This window comes from Streptomyces sp. NPDC046862 (genome assembly GCF_040704615.1).
Lineage (GTDB): Bacteria > Actinomycetota > Actinomycetes > Streptomycetales > Streptomycetaceae > Streptomyces.
Map to the genome: position 1 here is coordinate 13289 of NZ_JBEYXP010000040.1, position 20161 is coordinate 33449.

The following is a 20161-nucleotide window of genomic DNA, read 5'->3' on the forward strand; positions in this document are numbered from 1 at the left end:
GTGTCGATCGGGTGGCTGAACCAGAAGCTCATGGAACGGGTTCAGTCGCCTCTCCGTCGGAGGTGCGTGGCAGGCGCAGTGTGAAGACCGTCCCCGTGTTCGTGGTGCTGGTCACCGAGACCGTGCCGCCGTGGGCTTCGGTGAGCTGGCGGACGATGGCCAGGCCCAGTCCGCTGCCGCCGGTCTGGCGGTTGCGGGACTTGTCGGCGCGCCAGAAGCGGTCGAAGACGCGGGGCAGGTCGTCGGCGGCGATACCGGTGCCCGTGTCGGCGACCTCGATCACGACCTCGTCGCCGGCACACCGGCCGCGGAGGGTGACGGCGCCTCCGGGAGGGGTGTGCCGGACGGCGTTGGACAGCAGGTTGCCGATGGTCTGGCGCAGGCGCACGGGGTCGGCGTGGAGGGTCGGGGTGTCCTCGACGCGGGTGGTGAGCGTGACGCCGGCGGTTTCGGCCCTGCCCCGGTGGGCCGCGGCCACGTGGTCGAGGAGTTCGCGCAGGTTCAGGGGTTCTGGGTGCAGACGGAACCTGCCCGCGTCGGCCTGTGCCAGGTGCTGGAGGTCGTCGACGATGTGCTGGAGCAGCAGGGCCTCCTCCAGCAGGGAGGCGACGAACGCGTCGTCGGAGGCGGCCAGGCCGTCCTGGGCCGCTTCGAGCCAGCCGCGGATCGTACTGAGCGGGGTGCGCAGTTCATGGGCGACATCGCTGACCATCGCCTTGCGCTGGACCTCCACGCGCTCGCGGCGCTCCGCCAGGTCGTTGAAGGCGGCGGCCAGATGACCGATCTCGTCGTTGGTGGTCACCGGTACGCGCAGATGCTGCCGGGCCGGGCGGCGGGCGGCGTCGGTCAGTGCCCGCAGGGGCCTGACCAGCCGGGTGCCCACCGTGACGGTGACGGCCACGGTCAGGACGAGGACGAGCGCGGCGACACCGGCGACCCGGGCCGTGTTGGCCGACGAGAGGTCGAAGCCGGGCTCGGCCGATCCGGCCGGGGTGGCGACGAACAGCAGCGCGGGCGGAGCGACGTACGGGGCGAGCTGCTCGCGACGGGCGGTGTCGACGCACCGTTGCACGGCCTCGTCGCCGTTCCCGGTGGGTTCGAAGCTGAGGCCGACCGCCACGGGGCTCAGGTGCTGGCGTTTCAGGCAGCCACCGACGAGGGCGTTGAGCCGGTCGAGCGCCCGTTTCTCGGTGGGAGTGGGATCGTCGAGTGTGTACAGAGCGCACACCGCGCTGATCTTCTGCTGGATGCCGCTGTCGCCGGTGGTGACGAGGGAGGGCCTGCCGCTCGCCGCTTCGGTGACTCCGGCGGTGTAACCGGCACCGCGCAGGCAGGACTGCAGCTTCTCCACGCGGCCCAGTAGTTCCTGGCGCTCGGCTTTTGGCAGTCGGTACGGGCCGACCGCTCGCGGGTCGATACCGTCCGCCTTGACGCCGGGCAGCAGCGCCGGGTCGGCCCGCAGGGGGTCGACGAGCGCCGAGGCCCTGGTGGGGAGGGTGGTCCCGGTGCCGGACGCGGCGATGGGCCGGCGGTCCTGGGTGGTCAGGGTGATGTGACGCCCGGTCCGCTCGGTCAGCCGGTTCAGGGTGGGCGTCACCGCGGACCAGTCGGTGTGGTCGGCCGCGTAGCCGATGAGCGTGTCGTAGATCTGGGCGTCGTCGGCGAGGACCTGTCCCTGTTCCTGCTGGATGGCGCTGGTGGTGGTGCGCGCGGCGAGCCAGGCGGTGGCCGCGACCGAGCACACGGCGATGGTGATCGACGCCGCCAGCAGCCGGACCAGCAGACTCCGTCGCAAGGGCAGTCGGCCGCCGCTCTTGGTCCCGCCCGCGCCCTTGGTCCCGCCCGCGCCCTTGGTCCCGCCCGTGCCCTTGGTCCCGCCCGCGCTCTTGGTCCTGCCCGCGCCCTTCCTGCCCGTCTCAGCGGACACGAGTGCCGTCGGTGAGGCGGTAGCCGACGCCGAACACCGTCTGGAGATAGACCGGTTGCCGGGGTACGGGCTCGATCTTCTTGCGGAGGTTCAGGACGTGTACGTCGATGGTGCGCTCGGTGATGTAACGGTCGTCCCCGCGTGTGCACGCCAGCAACTGGCGCCGGGTGAAGACCCGTTCGGGTTCGGCGGCCATCGCCGCGAGGACGTCGAACTCACCCGGCGTGCAGGCCACTTGCCGGCCCTCGATCTCGACGGCGCGGCGCACGGGGTCGACGGCGAGGGCGCCGACCCGCAGTACGGGGTCCTGCGCGGTGCCGGACGCCCGGGTCCGCCGTAGCAGGGTACGAATGCGGGCCATCAGCTCGCGCGGGCTGTAGGGCTTGGTGAGGTAGTCGTCGGCGCCGAGGTCCAGGCCGAGCAGCAGGTCCTCCTCGGTGCTGCGGGCGGTCAGCATCAGCACCGGCAGGTCGCTCTCGCGGCGCAGGATGCGGCACACGTCCAGACCGTCGACGACCGGCATCATCACGTCGAGGACCAGCAGGTCGGGCCGCTGGCGGCGCACCTCGTCGAGCGCCGCGCGCCCGTCGTGGACGAGCAGGGCCGTGTGACCCTCGCTCTCCAGGTAGCGGCGGATCACCTCGGCCTGTTTGGTGTCGTCCTCGGCCACGAGGACACGGGCGTTCATGGGGGCCAGAGTATGGGCGACCGGATCAGGTCAGACGGCTTTCTGACCGCGTCCTGACAGGATCGTCATAACTTCGGGCCATGGTCTGCGCCATGTTGAACCTCTTCAATCGAGCCGCGGTGTTCGCCTCCGTCGGCGCGGCCGGTCTGCTCGTCCTGACCGCCTGCGGGGGCGTCGGCGGAAGCGACGACGCGGGCAAGGGCAGTGAGGGCGAGGTCGCCTCGATCACCACACCGGCGGCGAAGGGTGGTTCGGCGAGCGCGAGCGCCGATCCCGACGCGGGCCGGCCGCAGATCCGGCTGGACAGCACCAACGAGGAAGTCAATCGCATGTACGACGCCTGGATCGCGTGCCTGAAGGAGCACGGGGTGGAGGAGAAATACAAGGTCACCCCGAACGATCCCCGAGTGAAGGCCTGCGACGGGAAGCGGCCGCTCGATCCCCCGGAGCTGGACCCGGCCAAGAACCCGGACTATGCCGACGACACACGCGCCATGGTGAAGTGCATGAACGAGCACGGGATCAAGAGCGTGGTCGTGGACGGACAGTGGGGCCTGGAGAACGGAGACAGCATCAACGCCCCGCACTACAACGAATTCGTGATCGACTGTCAGGTGAAGGCGTTCGGTGGAGACAAGTGACGACACCGGGGCCGCTCGTCCGCCGGGCAGACGGCGCGTGGTCATCGGGGCGGTGGCGGCGGCGGTCGTCGCGGCGGGCGCGTTGACCGTGACCGCGTGGCAGAACGGCGACGGGAAGCCGGACACCGCGAACGGCGGCGCTGTCCGGACCGCGACCGCGGTCGTGACCAAGAGAGACCTCTCCAACGCCCAGACGCTGGACGGGACCCTCGGCTACGGCCGGGCGAGAACGGTGAAGGGCGGCAAGGCCGGCCTGATCACCTGGCTGCCGGCGACGGGGGCCACGGTACGGCGGGGCGAACCGCTGTACCGGGTGGACAACGTTCCGGTGCCGGTCTTCTACGGCAGTACGCCCCTGTACCGGACGCTCGAGGCCAGGGGCACGACCGGGCCGGACGTGCGGACGGTGGCGGACAACCTCAGGGAACTCGGCTATGACATCGGCGTACAGCCCGCCGCCGGTACGTGGGTCACACCACAACGGGTCACGCCCGACGACTCGTCCGGGCCGCCGGCCACGGCGGGCTCGACGGTGACGCCGGACTCGACGGCGACGCCGGGCTCGACAGGCGCGGCGGCCACGGCGGGCACGGCCGGCCCGGGGGCGCCGAGCACCCCGCCCGACGCCGCCCCCGCCCCGGCAACGCCCGTCCAGGTCAAGCGCGGTGACGGTGTCCTGACCGCCGGGCTCATCGCCGCCGTCAAGCGGTGGCAGACCGCGGTCGGCATGCCACCCACCGGTGTGCTGGGCGTCGGCGACCTCACGGTGCTGTCCGGTGCCGTACGGGTCGACGGCGTACAGGCGCAGCTCGCCGACGCGGCCGACGGGACCCTGATGACCGTCACCTCCACCGCAAAGTCGGTGACCGTCTCGGTGGACCCGGGCGAGGCGGGCTCGATGAGACGGGGCGACGCGGTGACGGTGAACCTGCCCGACGACTCCACGGCCCGGGGCACCATCACCGCCATCGGCGCCACCGTCCGGACCAGCGACGCGTCGAGCGGCGACGACACCTCCGGGCAACCCCGGTTGACCGTCGGCATCGCACTGCGCGACACCGCGGCGGTACGCGGACTGAACTCCGCCCCGGTACGGGTGCGGTTCACCTCGCAGACCCGCAAGGGCGTGCTCACCGTTCCCGTCGGCGCCCTGCTGGCACTGCGCGAGGGCGGCTACGCGGTCCAGTTGCCGGGCGGCCGTCTGGTGGCGGTGAGGACCGGGATGTTCTCCAAGGGCCTGGTGGAGGTCAGCGGCACGGGCATCGACGCCGGGACCAAGGTGGTGACGACCTCGTGAGCGCGCCCCCGGTCCTGGCCGTGCGCGGCGCGAGCATGGTATACCCCGGCGGGGTCACGGCGCTCGACGACGTCTCGCTCGTCGTCGAGCAGGGCGAACTGCTCGGCATCGTCGGCCCGTCCGGGTCCGGCAAGTCGACCCTACTGAACATCATGGGCACGCTGGACCGGCCCACCAGTGGCACCGTGGAGGTCGGCGGCCAGGACGTCGCGGACCTCTCCGACCGCAGGCTGTCGGCGTTGCGGGGGCGCCGGCTCGGCTTCGTGTTCCAGCAGTTCCACCTCACCGACGGGCTGACCGCCGCCGAGAACGTCGCCACCGGTCTGCTGTACGCCGGGGTGCCGCGCGGCAAGCGCCGCCCGCTGGCCCTGGAGGCACTGGACCGGGTGGGGCTGGCCCGCAGGGCCCGGCATCTGCCGCAGCAGCTCTCCGGCGGTGAACGGCAGCGGGTGGCCATCGCCCGCGCGCTCGTCAACCGGCCCGTCCTGGTGCTCGCGGACGAGCCCACGGGCGCGCTGGACACCGCGAACGGCGTGGCCGTACTGGATCTGCTGACCGCGCTGAACCGCGAGGGGACCACCATCGCGGTCATCACCCACGACCGGGACATCGCGGCCCAGTTGCCCCGCCGGGTGGAGATCCGCGACGGACGACTGCGCTCCGACACCCGCACCGACGCACCCGCCCGTACGGAGAGCTGGTCATGACCATCACATCGACGCGGCGGCACGCCGCCGGCGGTCCCGCCCACGGGATCGTCGGCGGGGTCGCCGACAGCAGGCCGGTGCGGCTGGCACCGCTGGACATTCTGGCCCTGGGGCTGCTGGGCATCCGGACCCGCAAGGTACGGGCCGCCCTGTCCGCCCTCGGCATCTCGATCGGCATCGCGACCCTGATCGTCGTCACCGGGATCCCGGCGTCCAGTCAGAAGGCCCTGATGAAGGAGCTCTCCGCGCTCGGCACCAACATGCTCCAGGCCGTGCCCGCCCGCCAGGACCCACCGGTGCTGCTGCCGCCGGAATCGGTGGACATGACCCGCCGGATCGGGCCGGTCACAGCGGCCAGCGCGGTCGCCAACACCCATGCCGAGGTCTCCCGCAACGACCGGGTCGGTGCCGCCGACTACACGGGGCTGACCGTCCTGGCCGGCAAGCTGAACCTGCTGGAGACGATCAACGCCGAGGTCGGATCGGGCCGGTTCCTCAGCGCGGACACGGAGCGGTTCCCCACCGCCGTCCTCGGCTCGGTCGCCGCCTCCCGTCTCGGCGTTCCGAAGGTCGCTCCCGGGCAGCCCGCCCCGCAGATCTACATCAACCGCCGCTGGTTCACGGTCATCGGCGTCCTTGAGAAGACCCCGTTGTCGCCGGACATCGACCGCTCGGTCCTGGTCGGCTGGGACGCCGCGCGAAGTCTGCTGAAGTTCGACGGCCACCCCACGGTGATCTACCTCAAGGCCAGGGAGGCGGAGATCGAGGCCGTACGCGACGTGCTGCCCGCCACCATCAACCCCGAACTGCCCGGCCTGGTCCAGGTCAGCCGCCCGTCCGACGCGCTGGCCGCCAAACGGGCCACCGAGAGCACCTTCTCCGCGCTCTTCCTGGGACTCGCCGGGGTCGCGCTCCTCGTCGGCGGCATCGGAGTGGCCAACACCATGGTCATCTCCGTCCTCGAACGCCGCCGGGAGATCGGCCTGCGCCGCGCCCTGGGTGCCAACCGGGGCCAGATACGTGCCCAGTTCCTCACCGAGTCGGTCGTCCTGTCAGGACTCGGCGGCCTGGCCGGCACCGTGCTGGGCACCCTGGCCACCGTCGCCTACGCCACCCATCAGCACTGGCCGCCGGTCGTCCCCCTCACCTCGGTGACCACGGGGTTCGGCGGCGCGATCGTGATCGGCATGCTCGCCGGCGTCTACCCCTCCCTCCGCGCCGCCCGCCTGACCCCGACGGAAGCGCTCGCCACGAACTAGTGCCCAGGCCACCAGTGCCTAGGCCGGAGATCCGGTGTGCAGGACGGCGAACAGCCCACGGCCGCGGGTGCCGTCCGGCAACTGCCAGGCGCCGCCGACGTGACCGATGGCCCCCTGGGGAGGCAGCGGTGAGCCGTCCGGGGCGGGACGCGGGGACCGGTGCAGGCGGAGGGTCGTGCCCCGCGGTGCGGGCAGTTCGGTGCCCTCCTCGTCGTCGGTGGCCGGGGTCGTGCCGTCCGGGGAGGTGAAGCCCTCACCGGCGTGGGAACGGGTGACCTCCCGGTCGGGAGCGTCGGTGATGCTCTGCGCCTGGGCCTCGGCCCGACCCTCGATCAGCGCCCACAACTGGGCGACCAGCACCGGGTCGTGGCAACCGTCGTAGACCCACCGCTTCCCCAGTACCCCGTGCTCCAAGGTCCCGATGAGAGCGTGCTCCACGCCGTCGAGCGGGGCACCGCGATAGGTCATCGGAACCAGGTAGTCGGCCGGCTCGGGCCCGGCGGTGTCGGTGACCACCATGAACTCGATCCCGACCTCGCCCGCCGGGTCGTCGAGCCGGAAGCCGCCGGCCTTGGTCAGCCGAGGTTCGCCGGCGCCGCCATACCACGGGCGGGAGGGCAGCCAGGTCGTGAGCAGTTCCAGCTTGGTCGGCTTGAGGGTGGTGCGGTGAATGATGGCCATGTCAGGAGGCTCTCACGGAACGTGACGGCCTGATAAGCTGTTTGATCATGACGTACTTCTTCCACCTCCGCTAGCCGCTCCGTCGGCACGACGCGGATCCACCCGGCGCCGACGATGCGGGACGGTCGATCACCGTCCCGGGCTGCGACGTGGGAGAAAACGCCATCATGCGCAATGGGCGCGTGTTTCCTCGGCACCCCCGTCCCGGCACGTCGGCCGTCTCGTGACGGCGGCGCGCCTGGTGGCGCGGTGCGTACGCGGGCTGGAGCCCGCACTCGGCACGGAGATTCTGCGGACGCGTTCCGCGACCGTCGACTGGATCGGCCACCGCGAGGTGGGCTTCCGGACGACGACCGGCAGCGGCGCTGACGACGAGGTGCGGCTGCGGACCGCCGACGACGTCTTCCTGCTGGCCTGGCGCCGGGACGACATCGGTCCGCACAAGAGCGACCTGGCCGCCCTGGCCGACATGACCCGTGCGGTCGACCTGAAGCGGCTGGCCCGGGAGCGTCGGGCACACGGCGGCCCGGTCCGGTTCGGCGGGATCGAGATCTCGGCGTCCTTCCTGGGGCGCAGGACGTACAACCGGTACGACATCGAGGACGCCGTCGGCCGGGTGCTGGCCGAGCGCGCGGGCGTGCCGTACCACGCGCGCCGGCACGGCGAGCCCCCGCCGCCCGGCCACAGCGGGTGGCGGCTGACGCTGGACGGCACCCATGCCACCCTGCTGCTCCGCCTGGGCCGGCGCCCGGCGCATCGGCGTGACTACAAGAACGCGACCATCGCGGGCACGCTGCACCCACCGGTCGCCGCGGCCATGGCCCAGGCGGCAGAACTGCTTCCGGGCCAGCGGGTGCTGGATCCGTGCTGCGGGGCGGGGACGCTGCTCATCGAGGCCCACCACACGGTGCCGGGCACCACGCTGCTCGGGTTCGATCTCGATCCCGCCGCGCGCCGGGCGGCACGACAGAACGCCGGGCCGCTCCCGGTCACCGTCGAACGCGGCGACGCCGGCGCTCTTCCCGTCGCCGACCGCAGCATCGACCGCGTCCTGTGCAACCCGCCGTGGGGTGAGCAGGTCGACGCGGGCGGACGCCTGGCCGGGCACCCCGAGCGGTGGTGGCACGAACTCGCCCGCGTCCTCGCCGACGAGGGGCGGGCGGTCGTGCTGCTTCCCGAGGCACGCGGACTGGGGCATGCCCTGGCGCTCGGCCTGACCCCCGTCCACGTGCAGCAACTGAGCCTGTTCGGCAGCCGTCCCCTGCTGGTGCGGCTCGAACGGCAACGCGCCCGGAGAGGGTCCCGGGCCCGGCGGGAAGTGGAGGTCGGCTAGAAGGCACCGTCAGAATCCGTGGGTGTCACAGCAGCCGTCCCTGCGCATCCGCCGCCCCACCCCGAGCCAGTCGTCCTCCGCCGCCGTGGTCCGCCGGGCGGACGGTTCGAAGGCGGTGACCAACTCCTCGGTGGTGTACGGCACTCCGCCCCGGAGTACGGACACGGTCCGCACAAGGGTGGCGAAGTCCGTGAACGGGTCGCCGTCGACGACGGTCAGGTCGGCGAGCCTGCCCTCCTCGACGGTGCCCAGATCGCGGTCCACGCCGAAGAGGCGGGCGGGCAGGACGGTCGCGGTGCGCAGTGCCTGTGCCGGGGACATACCTCCCCGGTGCAGGGCGCGCAGACCCAGGTGGAGGGCGAGGCCGACGGGGACGAGCGGCTGGTCCGTACCGAGGGCGACGAGCCCTCCGGCGGCCAGGATCCGCCGGTATATGTCGGTCTCCGTGCGCAGCGCGGCGAGTTGGGCGGCGGTGGGCGGGACGCCGGCCGCCTGCTGGACGGCGGCGGCGTCCCAGGGAGGCATCACGACGGTGACGCGGGGGTCGTCGGCGAGGGAGGGGTCCGCGCCGAGCAGGGGTGCGGAGGTGAACGGCGTGGCGATCAGGGAGAACCCGATCCCGCGCGCGCCGTAGACCTCGACGACGTCCTGGTAGGCGCGGCCCGTCGCGGTGATGGCGTGGCCGAACTCGCCCCGCTGGGTGGCCTGCAGATGGGTCGTCAGGTCCTGGCCGACCTGGACGCCCGGAGAGAGCAGGTGACCCCCCGTGCGGACGCCGAGGCGCTCGTGGGCGAAGCGGGCGGCCTCCTCCATGATCCATGTGGGCGCCCGGACATAGGTCTTGACGAAGTCCCAGTCCAGCGCGGCGGCCCGCTCCAGGGAGCGGCGCAGTCCCTCCCGGGTCCGGTGGGCGCGGCCCATGCTGTAGGCGACGCGCGCCCCGTCGAGGAGTTCGCCCGTGGTCAGCAGCCGTGGTCCGGCGAGCTGTCCGGCGGCCACCGCCTCGCGGATACGGGCCTGTTCGTGGGCGAAGCCGCCGAGGGAGACGGCGGTGGTGATGCCGTAGGTGAGCTGACCGGTGGTCTGGCGTCCGCCGTAGGTGGTCTGCCAGGGATGGGTGTGCGTGTCCCACAGGCCGGGGACGACGGTACGGGCCGAGGCGTCGATCCGGCGGAGGGCGGGGCGCCGGCCCGTGCGGTGGGGTTCCACCGCGGCGATGCGTCCATCGCGTACGACGATGTCGGCGTCGTCCCGGACGTCCTCGCCGGTGCCGTCCCACAGGCGTCCGGCGTGCACCACCACGTCGGCGGGGGTGGGCCGGGAGCGGTTCAGCGGCACGCGGACGGTGCGGGCGGTGCCTCCGTCGGCGTCGACGAGCCGCAGTCGTGTGCCGGACAGGTAGAGCAGGGTGCGGGAGTCGCCGGACCACGAGGGGTGGTCGGCCGGTTCGGTGGTAAGGGTGCGCAGGTCCCCTCGTGGGGTGCCGTCGGGGGCGACGGGCAGCAGGCACAGCGCGGACTCGACGATCACCGCCATCCAGCGGCCGTCGGGCGACCAGACGGGCCCGGAGGCGTAGCGGTCGGAGATCGACGTGTGGGGCGCGACCGTGTGGAGGCGGTCGGTGCCGGTCGTGGTGTCCACGAGCCGGATGACGTTGTGGCCCTCGCGGAAGCGGGCGTTGATGCGGTTGCGGTCGCACAGGGCGAGGTGGCGGCCGTCGGGTGACCAGCTGGGGCGGCCGGGCAGCCCGCCGCCGCCGAGGGGTGCGGCCAGCACGCGTTCCTCGCCGGACGGCAGGTCGCGGACGACGAGCCGCCCGGTCAGGTCGAGGCAGGCGAGCCGCTGCCCGTCGGGCGAGAGCGCCGGAAAGACCCGGCCGCCGGTCGCGAGCGCGCTCTCCTCACCGGTGGCCGGATCGTGCCGGTACACGCCGAGGAGTCCGTCACGGTCGTCGGCGTAGACGAGCGACCGCCCGTCGGGTGCCCACGACGGGGCGAGCAGATATCGCGTGGGCGCCGAACGCCGCAGCCGCCGGGGTGGACGCCCGCCCGAACTCCCGGCGAGCCACAGTGAGTTGAGGGCGGCGAACGCGATCTGGCGGCCGTCGGGCGACAGTGCGGGCAGGTGGATGCCCCGCACCGGACGCGCGCGGCCCTCCCCCAGGTCGTACTCCTTCGTCCGGTACCGCGGCCGCCGCACGGGGAGGACGCTCTCGAAGGGGATGGTCTCCGGCTTCTCGGGTCTGTCGGGCCGTACGAGGGTGAAGGTGCCGTCGACCGTGAGGAGCAGTTCGCCCGCCGGTGTCCAGCGCGGGGGCACCGGCGCGATGTCCCCGGTGACCGGGACCGGGCGGCCGTCGACGACAAGGGTGCAGGAGCCGTTCGGGGAGGGCGTCGTGCGCAGGTGGGCGAGGCGGCCGTCGGGAGCGAGGGCGGGCGTCATGACCTGCGCGGCCTCTGTCTCGGTGTGCCGGACGGTGACCGCGCCGGTGCCGTCGGCGGGTACGGCGGCGATCGTCCGGGCCTCCACGCTCAGGCCCTGGGTGGTGGTGACCGTCTTCGCGCGGACGAACAGGATGTGGCTGCCGTCGGGTGACCAGGTGGGGTCGAAGTCCTCCCACGGGCCGTCCTGCAGGGGTCCTTCCTGGTCGGGCAGGCCCGTGACGCGGGTGATCCGGCCGGAGCGCAGGTCGAGGACGTGGATGCGGTACGGGGCGCCGTCCACCGGGTCGCCGCCGCGTTCGGAGGCGAAGGCGAGCCGGGTGCCGTCGGGCGACCAGGCCGGGCCGCGGTCGTCCCAGGGGCCGTCGGTGCGCTGCCGCAGGCCGGTGCCGTCGGGGCGGACCGTCCAGAGGTGGAATCCGCCGCCGCGGTAGGCGCAGAACGCGATGAGTGTGCCGTCCGGGGCGTGCGTGGGCCGGTTGGGTTCAAGATCCGAGGGAGTGAAGGGACGGGCGGTGCCGCCGGTGCGGGGCAGGGTCCACAGGACGCTCTGGACCTCGGCGACCAGGCGGTCGCCGGCGGGTGAGAGGGTCGCCGAGCCGTTGGTGGCGCGGGTGAACGACAGGGAGAGGCCGGTGCGCGGTCGTGCCTGCGCCGGAGCCGTGCCCACGAGGGGAACGGCGCTTGCGGCGGCGAGGAGTTGACGGCGCGTCGGACGGAAGACGGCGGTGCTCCGATCACGGTCCATGGCAGTGCACGCTGGCGCACCGCCCGGCCCACGGGCAACAGCACCATTCACGCCAACGGATGAGGCGTCAGCCGGCACTGGTGTGACGCAGGCGTGCCCACAGGGGCAGGACGAACCAGCACAGCAGGTACCAGGCGACGACCCCGGCCACCAGCCACGGCACGTAGTCGTCGTGGGTGGCCACGCGCAGGATCAGCAGCAGCGCCGCCGTCATCGTGGCCAGCAGGAGCAGGAGCCCGGTGACGGTCAGCCGGGAGGCCCAGGTCACCGTCTCCGGTTTGATCCGCCGCCCGGAGACGAGCCGGTGGAAGGAGACCGGACCGATCAGGGCGCCGGTGGCGGCGGCCCCGAGGACCACCGTCGTGATGTAGATGTTCCGGTCCGTCTGCGACAGCTGCGGGTACCGGGGCGTGAAGACCACGGTGAGCAGGATGCCGAACAGGATCTGCACGCCGGTCTGGGCCACGCGGACCTCCTGGATGAGCTCGACCCACTTGCGGTCGGCACGCTCCTCCTCCGTCTCGTCGCGGCCCCGGCCTCGGACCCAGTGGTCTGCGCTGTCGGACACCCTGTCCTCCCGGCTGCTTGGTCTCCTTGTGTTGGATGGCGAAGAGGTGTGCGTTGTGAAGCGCGTGTAGGGATCATTTCACTCACATGGGTGAGGCTTTTGGACGGTACGGCGGTACGTGTCCATCCCGCCTAGCGTGGCCGGCGTGAACAAGCCTTCGAAGAGTGACGCTCGTGCCGCCTGGTCGCGTCGCGGGTTCCTGCTGACGGCGGCGACCTTGGCCGCCGGTCCGCAGTTCGTCCTCGCGGACCCGGCCGCCGCCGCGGCCGAACTCCCCGGGTTCCCCGAGGGGGTCGAGCTCTACCGGTCCGCGTACCGCAACTGGGTCGGTGAGATCACCGCGGACGGCGTGTGGGCCTGCGCGCCCGCCGACGGGAACGAGGCCGTCGCCGTGGTCAACTGGGCCCGGCGCCAGGGCTGGACGGTCCGCGCGCGCGGGGCGTCCCACGGCTGGTCCCCGCTGACCGTGCCGGCCGGAACCGAGCCCGGCGCCCCGGTCCTGCTGGTCGACACGACCCGGAATCTCACCGGCCTGACCATCGAGTCGACCGAGCCCGCCGCGGTGCGCGCGGGCACCGGCGCGACGCTCGAAGCCCTCCTCACCTTCCTGGAGGGCCACGGACTCGGCGTCACGGCCGCCCCGGCTCCCGGTGTCCTGACGGTCGGTGGCGCCCTGGCCGTCGACGCGCACGGCACCTCCGTACCCGCCCGCGGGGAGCGCCCGCTGCCCGGGCACACGTACGGCTCGCTCAGCAACCTCGTGCTGTCGCTGTCGGCGGTGGTGTGGGACGCCGACAGCGACGCGTACGTCCTGCGCACCTACGGGCGCGGCGACACGGACGGCACCGCCCTGCTCACCCACCTCGGCCGGGCGCTGGTCACCGAGGTCGTGCTGCGCGTGGGCGCCGACACCAGCCTGCGGTGTGTCAGCCGGACCGACCTCTCAGCGGCCGAGCTGTTCGCGGAGCCGGGCGGCGACGGGCGGACGTTCGCGAGCTTCCTGGACGAGGCCGGGCGGGTCGAGGCGATCTGGTTCCCCTTCACCGAGTTCCCCTGGCTCAAGGTGTGGAGCGTCGCACCACAACGTCCGCTCACCTCACGGCAGGTGACGTCGCCGTACAACTACCCGTTCTCCGACAGCATGCCGACTCCCGTGGCGGATCTCGTCGGGCGGATGGTGACGGAGGGTGCCTGGTATCTGGCGCCGGTGCTGGGGGAGGCACAGTTCGGGGCGGCCGTGCTCGGGCTGGCGGCGACGCGGTCGGCCGACATCTGGGGGCCGTCGAAGAACACGCTGCTCTACGTCCGGCCGACGACCCTGCGCGTCGGGACCAACGGGTACGCCGTGCTCACCTCGCGGGACCAGGTGCAGCGGGTCCTCGCCGAGTTCACCGCCTTCTACCGGGAGCGGCTCACCGCGTATGCCGCCCGTGGGAGCTTTCCCGTCAACGGCACGGTCGAGATACGGGTGAGCGGGCTCGACGACCCCTCGGTCACCGGGGTGGAGGGTGCCCGAGCTCCCTTGTTGTCCGCACTGCGACCGCGCGCCGACCGGCCCGAGTGGGACACCGCCGTGTGGCTGAACGTGCTGACCCTGCCGGGAACGCCGGACGCGGAGGCGTTCTACCGGGAACTGGAGCGGTTCCTGCTCGGCACGTACGACGGCGGGCACGCCCTCACCCGCGTCGAGTGGTCCAAGGGCTGGGCGTACACGGATGCGGCCGCGTGGAGCGACGGGGATGTCCTGGGCGGCGTGGTTCCCGCGTCCTTCGACGACAGCGGCGGTGCCGGCGACGGTGGCGGTGGCGGGCGTTCGGCCTGGGGCGAGGCCGTGGAGATCCTGGACCGGCTGGATCCCCACGGGGTGTTCAGGAGCCCTCTTCTCGACCGGCTGTTTCCTCAGGACTGACGTGGGCACGGCACGTCCTCGACGACGGGCCCGCGGTCCGTGGTCGGTCAGACCCTGCGCCAGCGTGCCATCGCGAACGAGAACAGACCGAACAGGACCAGGCCCGCCGCCACGGCCGTCAGCGCCGTCGGGCCCAGCGGGGTCCCGGCGAAGGAGCGGAGGGTGTCGTCGAGCCCCTTGGCCTTGTCCGGCTCGTAGTCGACCGCGGCCCGTATCGCGAAGGCGCCCGCCACGGCGAACACCAGGCCGCGCGCCGCGCCGCCCACCACCCCGGTCGTGTCCACGACCCTGCGGGTCCCGCGGGTCATCTCGGCGAGCCGCAGATGCTTGTGGTAGCTGCGCATCACGGCCCGCGCGCCGATCCACACACCCGCCACGACGACGCCCGCGCCCGCCGCGGCCACGAGCCACTGCCCGCCGGGCAGGCCGAGGGCCCTGGCCGTCACGTCCCTGGACTGTTCGTCGCTGGAGCCGCCGGCGCTGCCGCCCCGCGAGCCCGAGGCGAAGGAGAGCACCGAATAGGCGACCACCGAGTAGAAGACACAGCGCGCTCCGGCGGCGAGCCTCTTGCGCCAGGCACGGCCGTCCGCGCCCGCCGCGCCGAACACCGCCTCGGACAGTCTCCACAGCGCCATGCCCACCAGGCCGATGCCCAGCGCCCACAGCAGGACGGCTCCAAAGGGCTTCTCGGAGAGCTCGGCGAGCGCCCCGCCGCGGTCGGCCTGCCGATCGCCGTCACCGAAGGCGATCTGCAGGGCCAGCGCGCCGACCATCAGGTAGATGGCGCCGCGCGCGGCGAGGCCCGCCCGCGCGGCGCCCTCGATCATGGATGCGCGCGCCACCCGGGCGTTCGGAGGCAGCGCGCTCGCGCGTAAGGCCATGGCTCAGCCGCTCGTCGTGAAGGGGGTACGGGCGGCCCGTCCTTCCAGCACGAACTGCACCTGGACCTCCTGGTCTCCAGGGATGGCACCGACCTCCTGGACGGTGAAGGACTCCTCCAGTGCCTCCCGCAGGTGCCGCACCGCGAGCGGGCTTCCCTGTACGTCGGCGAGCACGGGGGCGGAAAGCGGCACGGAGTGGGGCTCGTGAGGGTGACCGGTCGGGTGCTCGGGGTCGTCGAGCAGTTCGAAGGTGCCCGTCCACACGGTCGGGCGGTCGCGGTGCGCCTCATGCGGTTCCTCGCCGACGCAGCGGTCCGAGGAGAAGCAGGTGCACAGGGCGTCGAACAGGAGGCCGGCGTCGTGCGCGGAGCAGTCGCTGAGAACCACCTGGACCTGTGACACGGGCAGCGGGGTCAGGTTCACCAGGATCCTCCCTGTCGTGTGGGCGGGGGCACCATGCGGGTACCCCCGGCCCGCGGCCGAAACGGGGTCACCGCATGTCACGTCGCCCGGCGACCTGCGAGGCGCCAGAACGCACCGGCCCCCGGCGTGCGCCGCGCCACGGTAGGCCGCGTCCGGCGGCGTTCCAGGCCCTCGCACCACGCCCGCGCGACCGTCGTCAGGGGCGCCGGTGCCGACGGTCGCCCCCCTGACGCGGAACGTCGGTGGGCTATGTTGAGTGCTCGTGGGAGACGAAGGAGGCGCTCGGGTGCCGTCGCCGCAGCAGGCACGCGCTCAGGCATCGGCGATCACCTCGGGCCGGACGGCTCCCGAGGCGGAGACGGCCGCGCCCACGGTCCGGCTCCGGGAGCTCTTCGACGGGCCCCGTCTGTCTCCCGGGCAGCGGCGCATCGCCCAGTACCTGATCGAGCACATCACGGAGGCCGCGTTCCTGTCGATCACGGACCTCGCGGAACGCGTCGGTGTCAGCCAGCCGTCGGTGACCCGGTTCGCCGCGGCCGTGGGATTCAGCGGGTACCCGGCGCTGCGGGAGAAGCTCCAGGCCATCGCGCTCAGCGTCCTCGGCAGCGCACCGGCCACCACCGCCGAGAACCGCAGCAACGAGCTCCAGGCCGCCGTGGACGCCGAGATCGCGAACCTGGAGAACCTGCGGCGTGACTTCGCCGACCCGGACCAGGTGATCACGGTCGGCAGGGCCCTGTCCCGCTCCACTCCGCTGACGGTCCTCGGCCTGAGGATCTCCGGAGCGCTCGCCGAGTACTTCGCCTACGCAGCTCGCCGGATCCACCCCGACGTACGACTGGTGACCCGGGGCGGCAGCGTCGCGTACGACGCGCTGCTGCAGTCGCGTGAGGCCGGGGGCACCTGGCTGCTGGCGTTCTCGATGCCCCGGCACGGGCAGGAGACGCTCACCGCCCTCCGGGTCGCGCACAGCGCGGGTCTGAGGGTGGCCCTGATCACCGACCTGGCGCTCGGGCCCGTGGCCGACGAGGCCGACGTGGTCTTCACCACGGGGACGGGATCGCGACTGGTCTTCGACTCGTACGCTGCACCGGTGCTGATGTCCGGGGCGCTGCTCCAGGCCATGACCGACGCGGACCCCGAGCGCACGCAGGCACGGCTGGAGGAGTACGAACAGATCGCGGAGCAGCACCAGTTCTTCCTCAAGGACTGATCTCAAGGACTGACCACGTCCGGTCCCGCCGGGCCTTTCCTCGCATCCTTCGCCACCCGCATCACATGGGACTATTCAGCAGCATCCTGGTATGAATTTTTTCATGTTCTTGCAAACTCATCGGTATATATAAATACTGCTCGCGGATCGTGACCCGGCCGGAACTCCGGGCCACGAAGTCCGCCCGGGACCGTCCGCTCCTACCCGCCACGGCGCCCCGGGCGCAGCGGCCCCGGTCATCCCCTGGACCGGGGCCGCCGAGACTCCTCCACCCTTGGCGCCGACGTAAGACCGGAGCGATGATCATGGCCCTCACCTACTCGCCGATCAGCTCGGACTGGCCGTGTCAGGTGAAGACACCGGGCAGCTACGACTGGGAGCGTTCCGCCGCCAAGTGGCTGCGCGAGCTGGTGCCGGCCCGCTACGGCAGCTACCCGCCGATGCTCCGCCACCCGGTGCTGCTGGCCCGCCACGCCCAGATCCAGGTGCAGCACGAGATTCGGGTCGCGCGCACCGCCCTGCAGACAGCGCGGGCCGAGCTGCCCCGCCTGGGGCTCACCGAATCGGTCATCGAGCACACGATCAAGATGTACGCCGCGGAAGTCATGCAGCTGAACCACATCGCCCGCAGCATCCGCGCGGTCAGCCAGGCCCTCACGGACAGCAGTCTGGCGCGCGCCTCTCACTGACCGGCCCCGCTCCCCCTGCTCCCGTGCTCCTTCAGGTGCTTCCTCCTTGCGGGCGGAACGGCGATACGACCGGCCGCCTTCGGGAACAGGAACAGAAGGAACAGGCCGGGACCTCGAGCGAGGGGCAGGGCGGATGGACACGGAGACCTGGACGTGGGTGGTCGTCGCCGCGGTGCTCGCGGCCGTCGTACTCGCGGTGGCGGTCGCGCTGTTGGTACGGCTGGTACGGGCCCGGCGCGACCTGCGTCGTGCCGGACTGCCCGCCGGGCCGCGCTGGGTCTTCTGGGGCGCGGTGCTGTATCTCGTCCTGCCGGCCGATCTCGTGCCCGACCCCGTCTACCTGGACGACGTGGGGGTCCTGCTGCTTGCGCTCAGGTCCCTGCGGGCGGCTCGCGCGGAAGTGATGGAGAGCGAGGCGGGAACTCCCCTGCGCAGGTGAGACGTTGTTCCGCCGACGGTCACTGTGACGGGCGGCGGCATGAGCGAGCTGGTTCCCGGGGGCAATCTGCCCCTGCCGGGCGGCACCCTGACTCTCCGGGTGCCGGGCCCCTTCGACATGTCCGCGCTCGTCACCGACGAGGGCGGGAAGGTGCGCGGGGACGCCGACTTCGTGTTCTACAACCAGCGGACGGCGCCCGGAGTACGCCTCGCGGACGAGGAGCTCACCATCGATCCGGGCGCGCTGCGGGCCGGGGCGAGCCGCGTCACGGTGGTCATCAGCCCCGCCGACCCCGGCACGCCCCTCGGGCGACTGCCCGCCCCGTCCCTCCATGTCACCGGTTCCGGCGGACGCGCCGTCGCCCGCTTCACCCCGCCACGCCCACAGAGCGAGACAGTGCTGCTGCTCGCCGAGATCTACCGGCGGGGCCCGGCGTGGAAGCTGCGGGCCCTGGGGCAGGGGTACGCGGACGGACTGGCCGGTGTGGCACGGGACTTCGGGGTCGACGTCGTCGAGGACGCGACTCCGGCGGGGGCTGTGGCCAGTGACGGTGCTGACGCCGGTGCCGGTGCCGGTATCGGTGCCGGTGGTTCTGTCGGTGCACCGTCCCGTGCGGGTACGGCGCCCGAGCCGGGGCTCTTCCGGCTTCCGCGCATCGGGAACGGACGTGGGAGCGGTCTGAACGGTCCGCGGATGCCGGGCCTGTCCTCCTCCTCGACCGGCGGCCGTACGCCGGTGCCGAGCCCCGACGCCGCCCGTGACCCCGAAGGCTTCCTGCCTCTGGTGAACTCCGCGCGGGCGAGGGCCGGTTCGCCCGCCGTGATGCTCGACGCGCGGCTCATGGCGGCGGCTCAGGAGCACGCGGCGGGAATGGCGGCGCGGGGACGGCTCGCCTCCGAGGGGGCGGACGGACGGTCCGTGTTCGAGCGGATCACGGCGAGCGGCTACGCGTATCTCACGGTCGGCGAGCATCTGGTGTCCGGTCCGCGCACACCGGCCGAGTTCGTGGAGTACTGCCTGTCGAGCGAGCAGGCCCGTGCCACGCTGTGCGAACCGGCGTTCACCGACGCCGGGCTGGCCGGCGTCCCCGACGGGCGCTCCGGCGACGTGTACTGGGCGGCCGTGTGGGCGCGGCCCCTCACCCCGGCCGGACTGACGCAGGCGGCGGCAGAGGTGGTCGCGCTCACCAACGCCGAGCGGGCGTCGGCCGGGCTCCCGCCGCTGGCGGGCGATCCGCTCCTCGCCACCGCTGCCCAGGCCCACAGCGCCGACATGGTGGCGCGCGCCTTCTACTCGCACACCTCCCCCGACGGCAGCGAGCCCTGGCACCGGGCCGCGGCCGCGGGTTCCACCCGGCGCACCATCGGCGAGAACATCGCCTGCGGGCAGCGCTCGCCCGCCGAGGTCGTCCGCGGCTGGATGGACAGCCCGGGCCACCGTGCCAACATCCTCAAGCCCGCCTTCACCCACATAGGGATCGGTTTCGCCGGGGGTGGCTCGGCGGGCACGTACTGGACGCAGTTGTTCGGCGGCTGACGGCCGCCTCCGGTACCCGCCTCACAGCTGGTCGAGCTCCCGCGGTCCGTACAGTGCGGTGTCGGCTCCGGTGGCGAGGGCCCAGTAGCGGTCGCCGTAGGACCAGTGCCACCACTCCGTGGGGTAGTTGACGAGGCCTGCGGCGGTGAGGGCGTCGCCGAGCACGAGCCGGTTGGCGCGGGCCTCCTGGCCGATGTTGGCCGCGTGCGTGTAACAGGCGCCGTCGCTCTCCTCCGGGCTGGCGTTCACCCGGGTGCCCATGTCGAGTTCCCGCCCGTCGTCGGACACGAGGGTGAGGTCGACGGCGGCGCCTGCGCTGTGCGGGGCGATCTCCGGCGGTGACACGTAGCGGCTCGCGGCGTCGCGCACCTGTGCCGGGGGCCAGTCCGGGTTGGCGGCGCGCAGTTCGTCGGCGTAGCTCTCGAAGTAGTGGCGTTGGAGTGCGGGCGGACGATATCCCTCGACGAAGAGCAGCCGTAAGCCGTCCGGAAGCACGTCCTGGGCCTTGAGGAGTCGGGTCAGGACCTGTTCCCGCAGGTACGCGAAGGCGCCCCTCGGATCCTCCTTGCGGGTGTCCACGACGAGGGACCCCTGGAGACGGAGGTCGACGAGTGGTTCTCCGCAGTCGACCACGGGGATCGTCGTGACCCTGGGGTCCGACATCAGCACGATCTCGTTCGTCATGCCTGTGATCCTCGCCGAGGACCGGGGTTCGGCGGTGCTCGTTCTCCCGATCCTGTCCGGAAGCCTTCGGGGCCGAGTGCGGAAGGGCTCCCGCGTG

General features: G+C 72.6%; 18 protein-coding genes. 10 read left to right on the plus strand and 8 right to left on the minus strand.

Annotated features, from left to right (window positions below; genetic code table 11):
* Nucleotides 1-28: 28 nt before the first annotated feature.
* Both AB0959_RS35190 and AB0959_RS35195 read right to left on the minus strand, forming a co-directional pair.
* Nucleotides 29-1780, minus strand: a complete 1752-nt coding sequence (locus tag AB0959_RS35190) for a HAMP domain-containing sensor histidine kinase (RefSeq protein WP_366830883.1) — start codon at nt 1778-1780, stop codon at nt 29-31.
* A gap of 136 nt (nt 1781-1916) precedes the next feature.
* Complete coding sequence (locus tag AB0959_RS35195) at nt 1917-2615, minus strand: response regulator transcription factor (protein WP_366830796.1); 699 nt, start codon at nt 2613-2615, stop codon at nt 1917-1919.
* 92 nt (nt 2616-2707) lie between these two features.
* Between AB0959_RS35195 and AB0959_RS35200 the strand changes: the two genes are divergently transcribed.
* From AB0959_RS35200 to AB0959_RS35215, 4 genes are read left to right on the plus strand one after another with little or no spacing between them, the layout of a single operon-like run.
* Nucleotides 2708-3256, plus strand: coding sequence for a hypothetical protein (locus AB0959_RS35200; protein WP_366830797.1), 549 nt, complete (start codon nt 2708-2710; stop codon nt 3254-3256).
* Nucleotides 3243-4553: a hypothetical protein gene (locus AB0959_RS35205; protein ID WP_366830798.1), complete on the plus strand. Its 1311-nt coding sequence runs from the start codon at nt 3243-3245 to the stop codon at nt 4551-4553. Before AB0959_RS35200 ends, AB0959_RS35205 begins: the two co-directional genes overlap by 14 nt.
* Nucleotides 4554-4588: 35 nt before the next feature.
* Nucleotides 4589-5260 carry an ABC transporter ATP-binding protein gene (locus tag AB0959_RS35210; protein WP_366830884.1) on the plus strand — a complete coding sequence of 224 codons (672 nt, stop codon included), beginning with the start codon at nt 4589-4591 and terminating at the stop codon, nt 5258-5260.
* Nucleotides 5257-6519, plus strand: coding sequence for an ABC transporter permease (locus AB0959_RS35215; protein WP_366830799.1), 1263 nt, complete (start codon nt 5257-5259; stop codon nt 6517-6519). Before AB0959_RS35210 ends, AB0959_RS35215 begins: the two co-directional genes overlap by 4 nt.
* A gap of 18 nt (nt 6520-6537) precedes the next feature.
* Here the strand turns inward: AB0959_RS35215 and AB0959_RS35220 are convergent, their stop codons facing one another.
* Nucleotides 6538-7200, minus strand: coding sequence for a 1,4-alpha-glucan branching protein (locus AB0959_RS35220; RefSeq protein ID WP_366830800.1), 663 nt, complete (start codon nt 7198-7200; stop codon nt 6538-6540).
* A gap of 223 nt (nt 7201-7423) precedes the next feature.
* Here AB0959_RS35220 and AB0959_RS35225 point away from each other — a divergent pair, with 223 nt between their 5' ends.
* Nucleotides 7424-8533, plus strand: coding sequence for a methyltransferase domain-containing protein (locus tag AB0959_RS35225; RefSeq protein ID WP_366830801.1), 1110 nt, complete (start codon nt 7424-7426; stop codon nt 8531-8533).
* Nucleotides 8534-8542: 9 nt separating this feature from the next.
* Here AB0959_RS35225 and AB0959_RS35230 read toward each other — a convergent pair whose 3' ends face one another.
* A complete protein-coding gene (locus AB0959_RS35230) occupies nt 8543-11722 on the minus strand; it encodes an amidohydrolase family protein (RefSeq protein ID WP_366830802.1) in 3180 nt (1059 codons plus the stop codon).
* Between the two features lie 67 nt (nt 11723-11789).
* Nucleotides 11790-12290, minus strand: a complete 501-nt coding sequence (locus tag AB0959_RS35235; RefSeq protein WP_366830803.1) for a DUF6328 family protein — start codon at nt 12288-12290, stop codon at nt 11790-11792.
* Nucleotides 12291-12435: 145 nt separating this feature from the next.
* Between AB0959_RS35235 and AB0959_RS35240 the strand changes: the two genes are divergently transcribed.
* Complete coding sequence (locus AB0959_RS35240; RefSeq protein WP_366830804.1) at nt 12436-14199, plus strand: cholesterol oxidase substrate-binding domain-containing protein; 1764 nt, start codon at nt 12436-12438, stop codon at nt 14197-14199.
* Between the two features lie 47 nt (nt 14200-14246).
* Here the strand turns inward: AB0959_RS35240 and AB0959_RS35245 are convergent, their stop codons facing one another.
* On the minus strand, nt 14247-15080 hold the full coding sequence (locus AB0959_RS35245; RefSeq protein ID WP_366830805.1) for a DUF1206 domain-containing protein: 834 nt from the start codon (nt 15078-15080) through the stop codon (nt 14247-14249).
* A gap of 3 nt (nt 15081-15083) precedes the next feature.
* Entirely contained in the window at nt 15084-15503 is a 420-nt protein-coding gene (locus AB0959_RS35250; RefSeq protein ID WP_366830806.1) for a hypothetical protein, read from the minus strand.
* 286 nt (nt 15504-15789) lie between these two features.
* On the opposite strand from AB0959_RS35250, the gene AB0959_RS35255 reads away from it, so the two are divergent.
* From AB0959_RS35255 to AB0959_RS35270, 4 genes are all read left to right on the plus strand, one after another.
* Nucleotides 15790-16716, plus strand: a complete 927-nt coding sequence (locus AB0959_RS35255) for a MurR/RpiR family transcriptional regulator (RefSeq protein ID WP_366830807.1) — start codon at nt 15790-15792, stop codon at nt 16714-16716.
* Nucleotides 16717-17021: 305 nt separating this feature from the next.
* The gene (locus AB0959_RS35260; RefSeq protein WP_366830808.1) at nt 17022-17405 is read left to right on the plus strand and encodes a hypothetical protein; all 384 of its coding nucleotides are present in this window, start codon (nt 17022-17024) and stop codon (nt 17403-17405) included.
* 133 nt (nt 17406-17538) lie between these two features.
* Nucleotides 17539-17844, plus strand: a complete 306-nt coding sequence (locus AB0959_RS35265; RefSeq protein ID WP_366830809.1) for a YkvA family protein — start codon at nt 17539-17541, stop codon at nt 17842-17844.
* A 39-nt stretch (nt 17845-17883) separates the two neighbouring features.
* Nucleotides 17884-19380 (plus strand): CAP domain-containing protein, encoded by a 1497-nt coding sequence (locus AB0959_RS35270; RefSeq protein ID WP_366830810.1) that lies wholly within the window; start codon nt 17884-17886, stop codon nt 19378-19380.
* Between the two features lie 21 nt (nt 19381-19401).
* On the opposite strand, the gene AB0959_RS35275 is transcribed toward AB0959_RS35270, so the two are convergent.
* Nucleotides 19402-20064 (minus strand): M15 family metallopeptidase, encoded by a 663-nt coding sequence (locus AB0959_RS35275; protein WP_366830811.1) that lies wholly within the window; start codon nt 20062-20064, stop codon nt 19402-19404.
* Nucleotides 20065-20161 lie beyond the last annotated feature (97 nt).

Bases quoted from the DNA above. Each gene is read 5' to 3' on its own strand.
- AB0959_RS35195 (WP_366830796.1), bottom strand. From the start codon at position 2,615: ATGAACGCCCGTGTCCTCGTGGCCGAGGACGACACCAAACAGGCCGAG.
- AB0959_RS35200 (WP_366830797.1), top strand. From the start codon at position 2,708: ATGTTGAACCTCTTCAATCGAGCCGCGGTGTTCGCCTCCGTCGGCGCG.
- AB0959_RS35210 (WP_366830884.1), top strand. From the start codon at position 4,589: ATGGTATACCCCGGCGGGGTCACGGCGCTCGACGACGTCTCGCTCGTC.
- AB0959_RS35215 (WP_366830799.1), top strand. From the start codon at position 5,257: ATGACCATCACATCGACGCGGCGGCACGCCGCCGGCGGTCCCGCCCAC.
- AB0959_RS35220 (WP_366830800.1), bottom strand. From the start codon at position 7,200: ATGGCCATCATTCACCGCACCACCCTCAAGCCGACCAAGCTGGAACTG.
- AB0959_RS35230 (WP_366830802.1), bottom strand. From the start codon at position 11,722: ATGGACCGTGATCGGAGCACCGCCGTCTTCCGTCCGACGCGCCGTCAA.
- AB0959_RS35245 (WP_366830805.1), bottom strand. From the start codon at position 15,080: ATGGCCTTACGCGCGAGCGCGCTGCCTCCGAACGCCCGGGTGGCGCGC.
- AB0959_RS35260 (WP_366830808.1), top strand. From the start codon at position 17,022: ATGGCCCTCACCTACTCGCCGATCAGCTCGGACTGGCCGTGTCAGGTG.
- AB0959_RS35265 (WP_366830809.1), top strand. From the start codon at position 17,539: ATGGACACGGAGACCTGGACGTGGGTGGTCGTCGCCGCGGTGCTCGCG.
- AB0959_RS35270 (WP_366830810.1), top strand. From the start codon at position 17,884: ATGAGCGAGCTGGTTCCCGGGGGCAATCTGCCCCTGCCGGGCGGCACC.
- AB0959_RS35275 (WP_366830811.1), bottom strand. From the start codon at position 20,064: ATGACGAACGAGATCGTGCTGATGTCGGACCCCAGGGTCACGACGATC.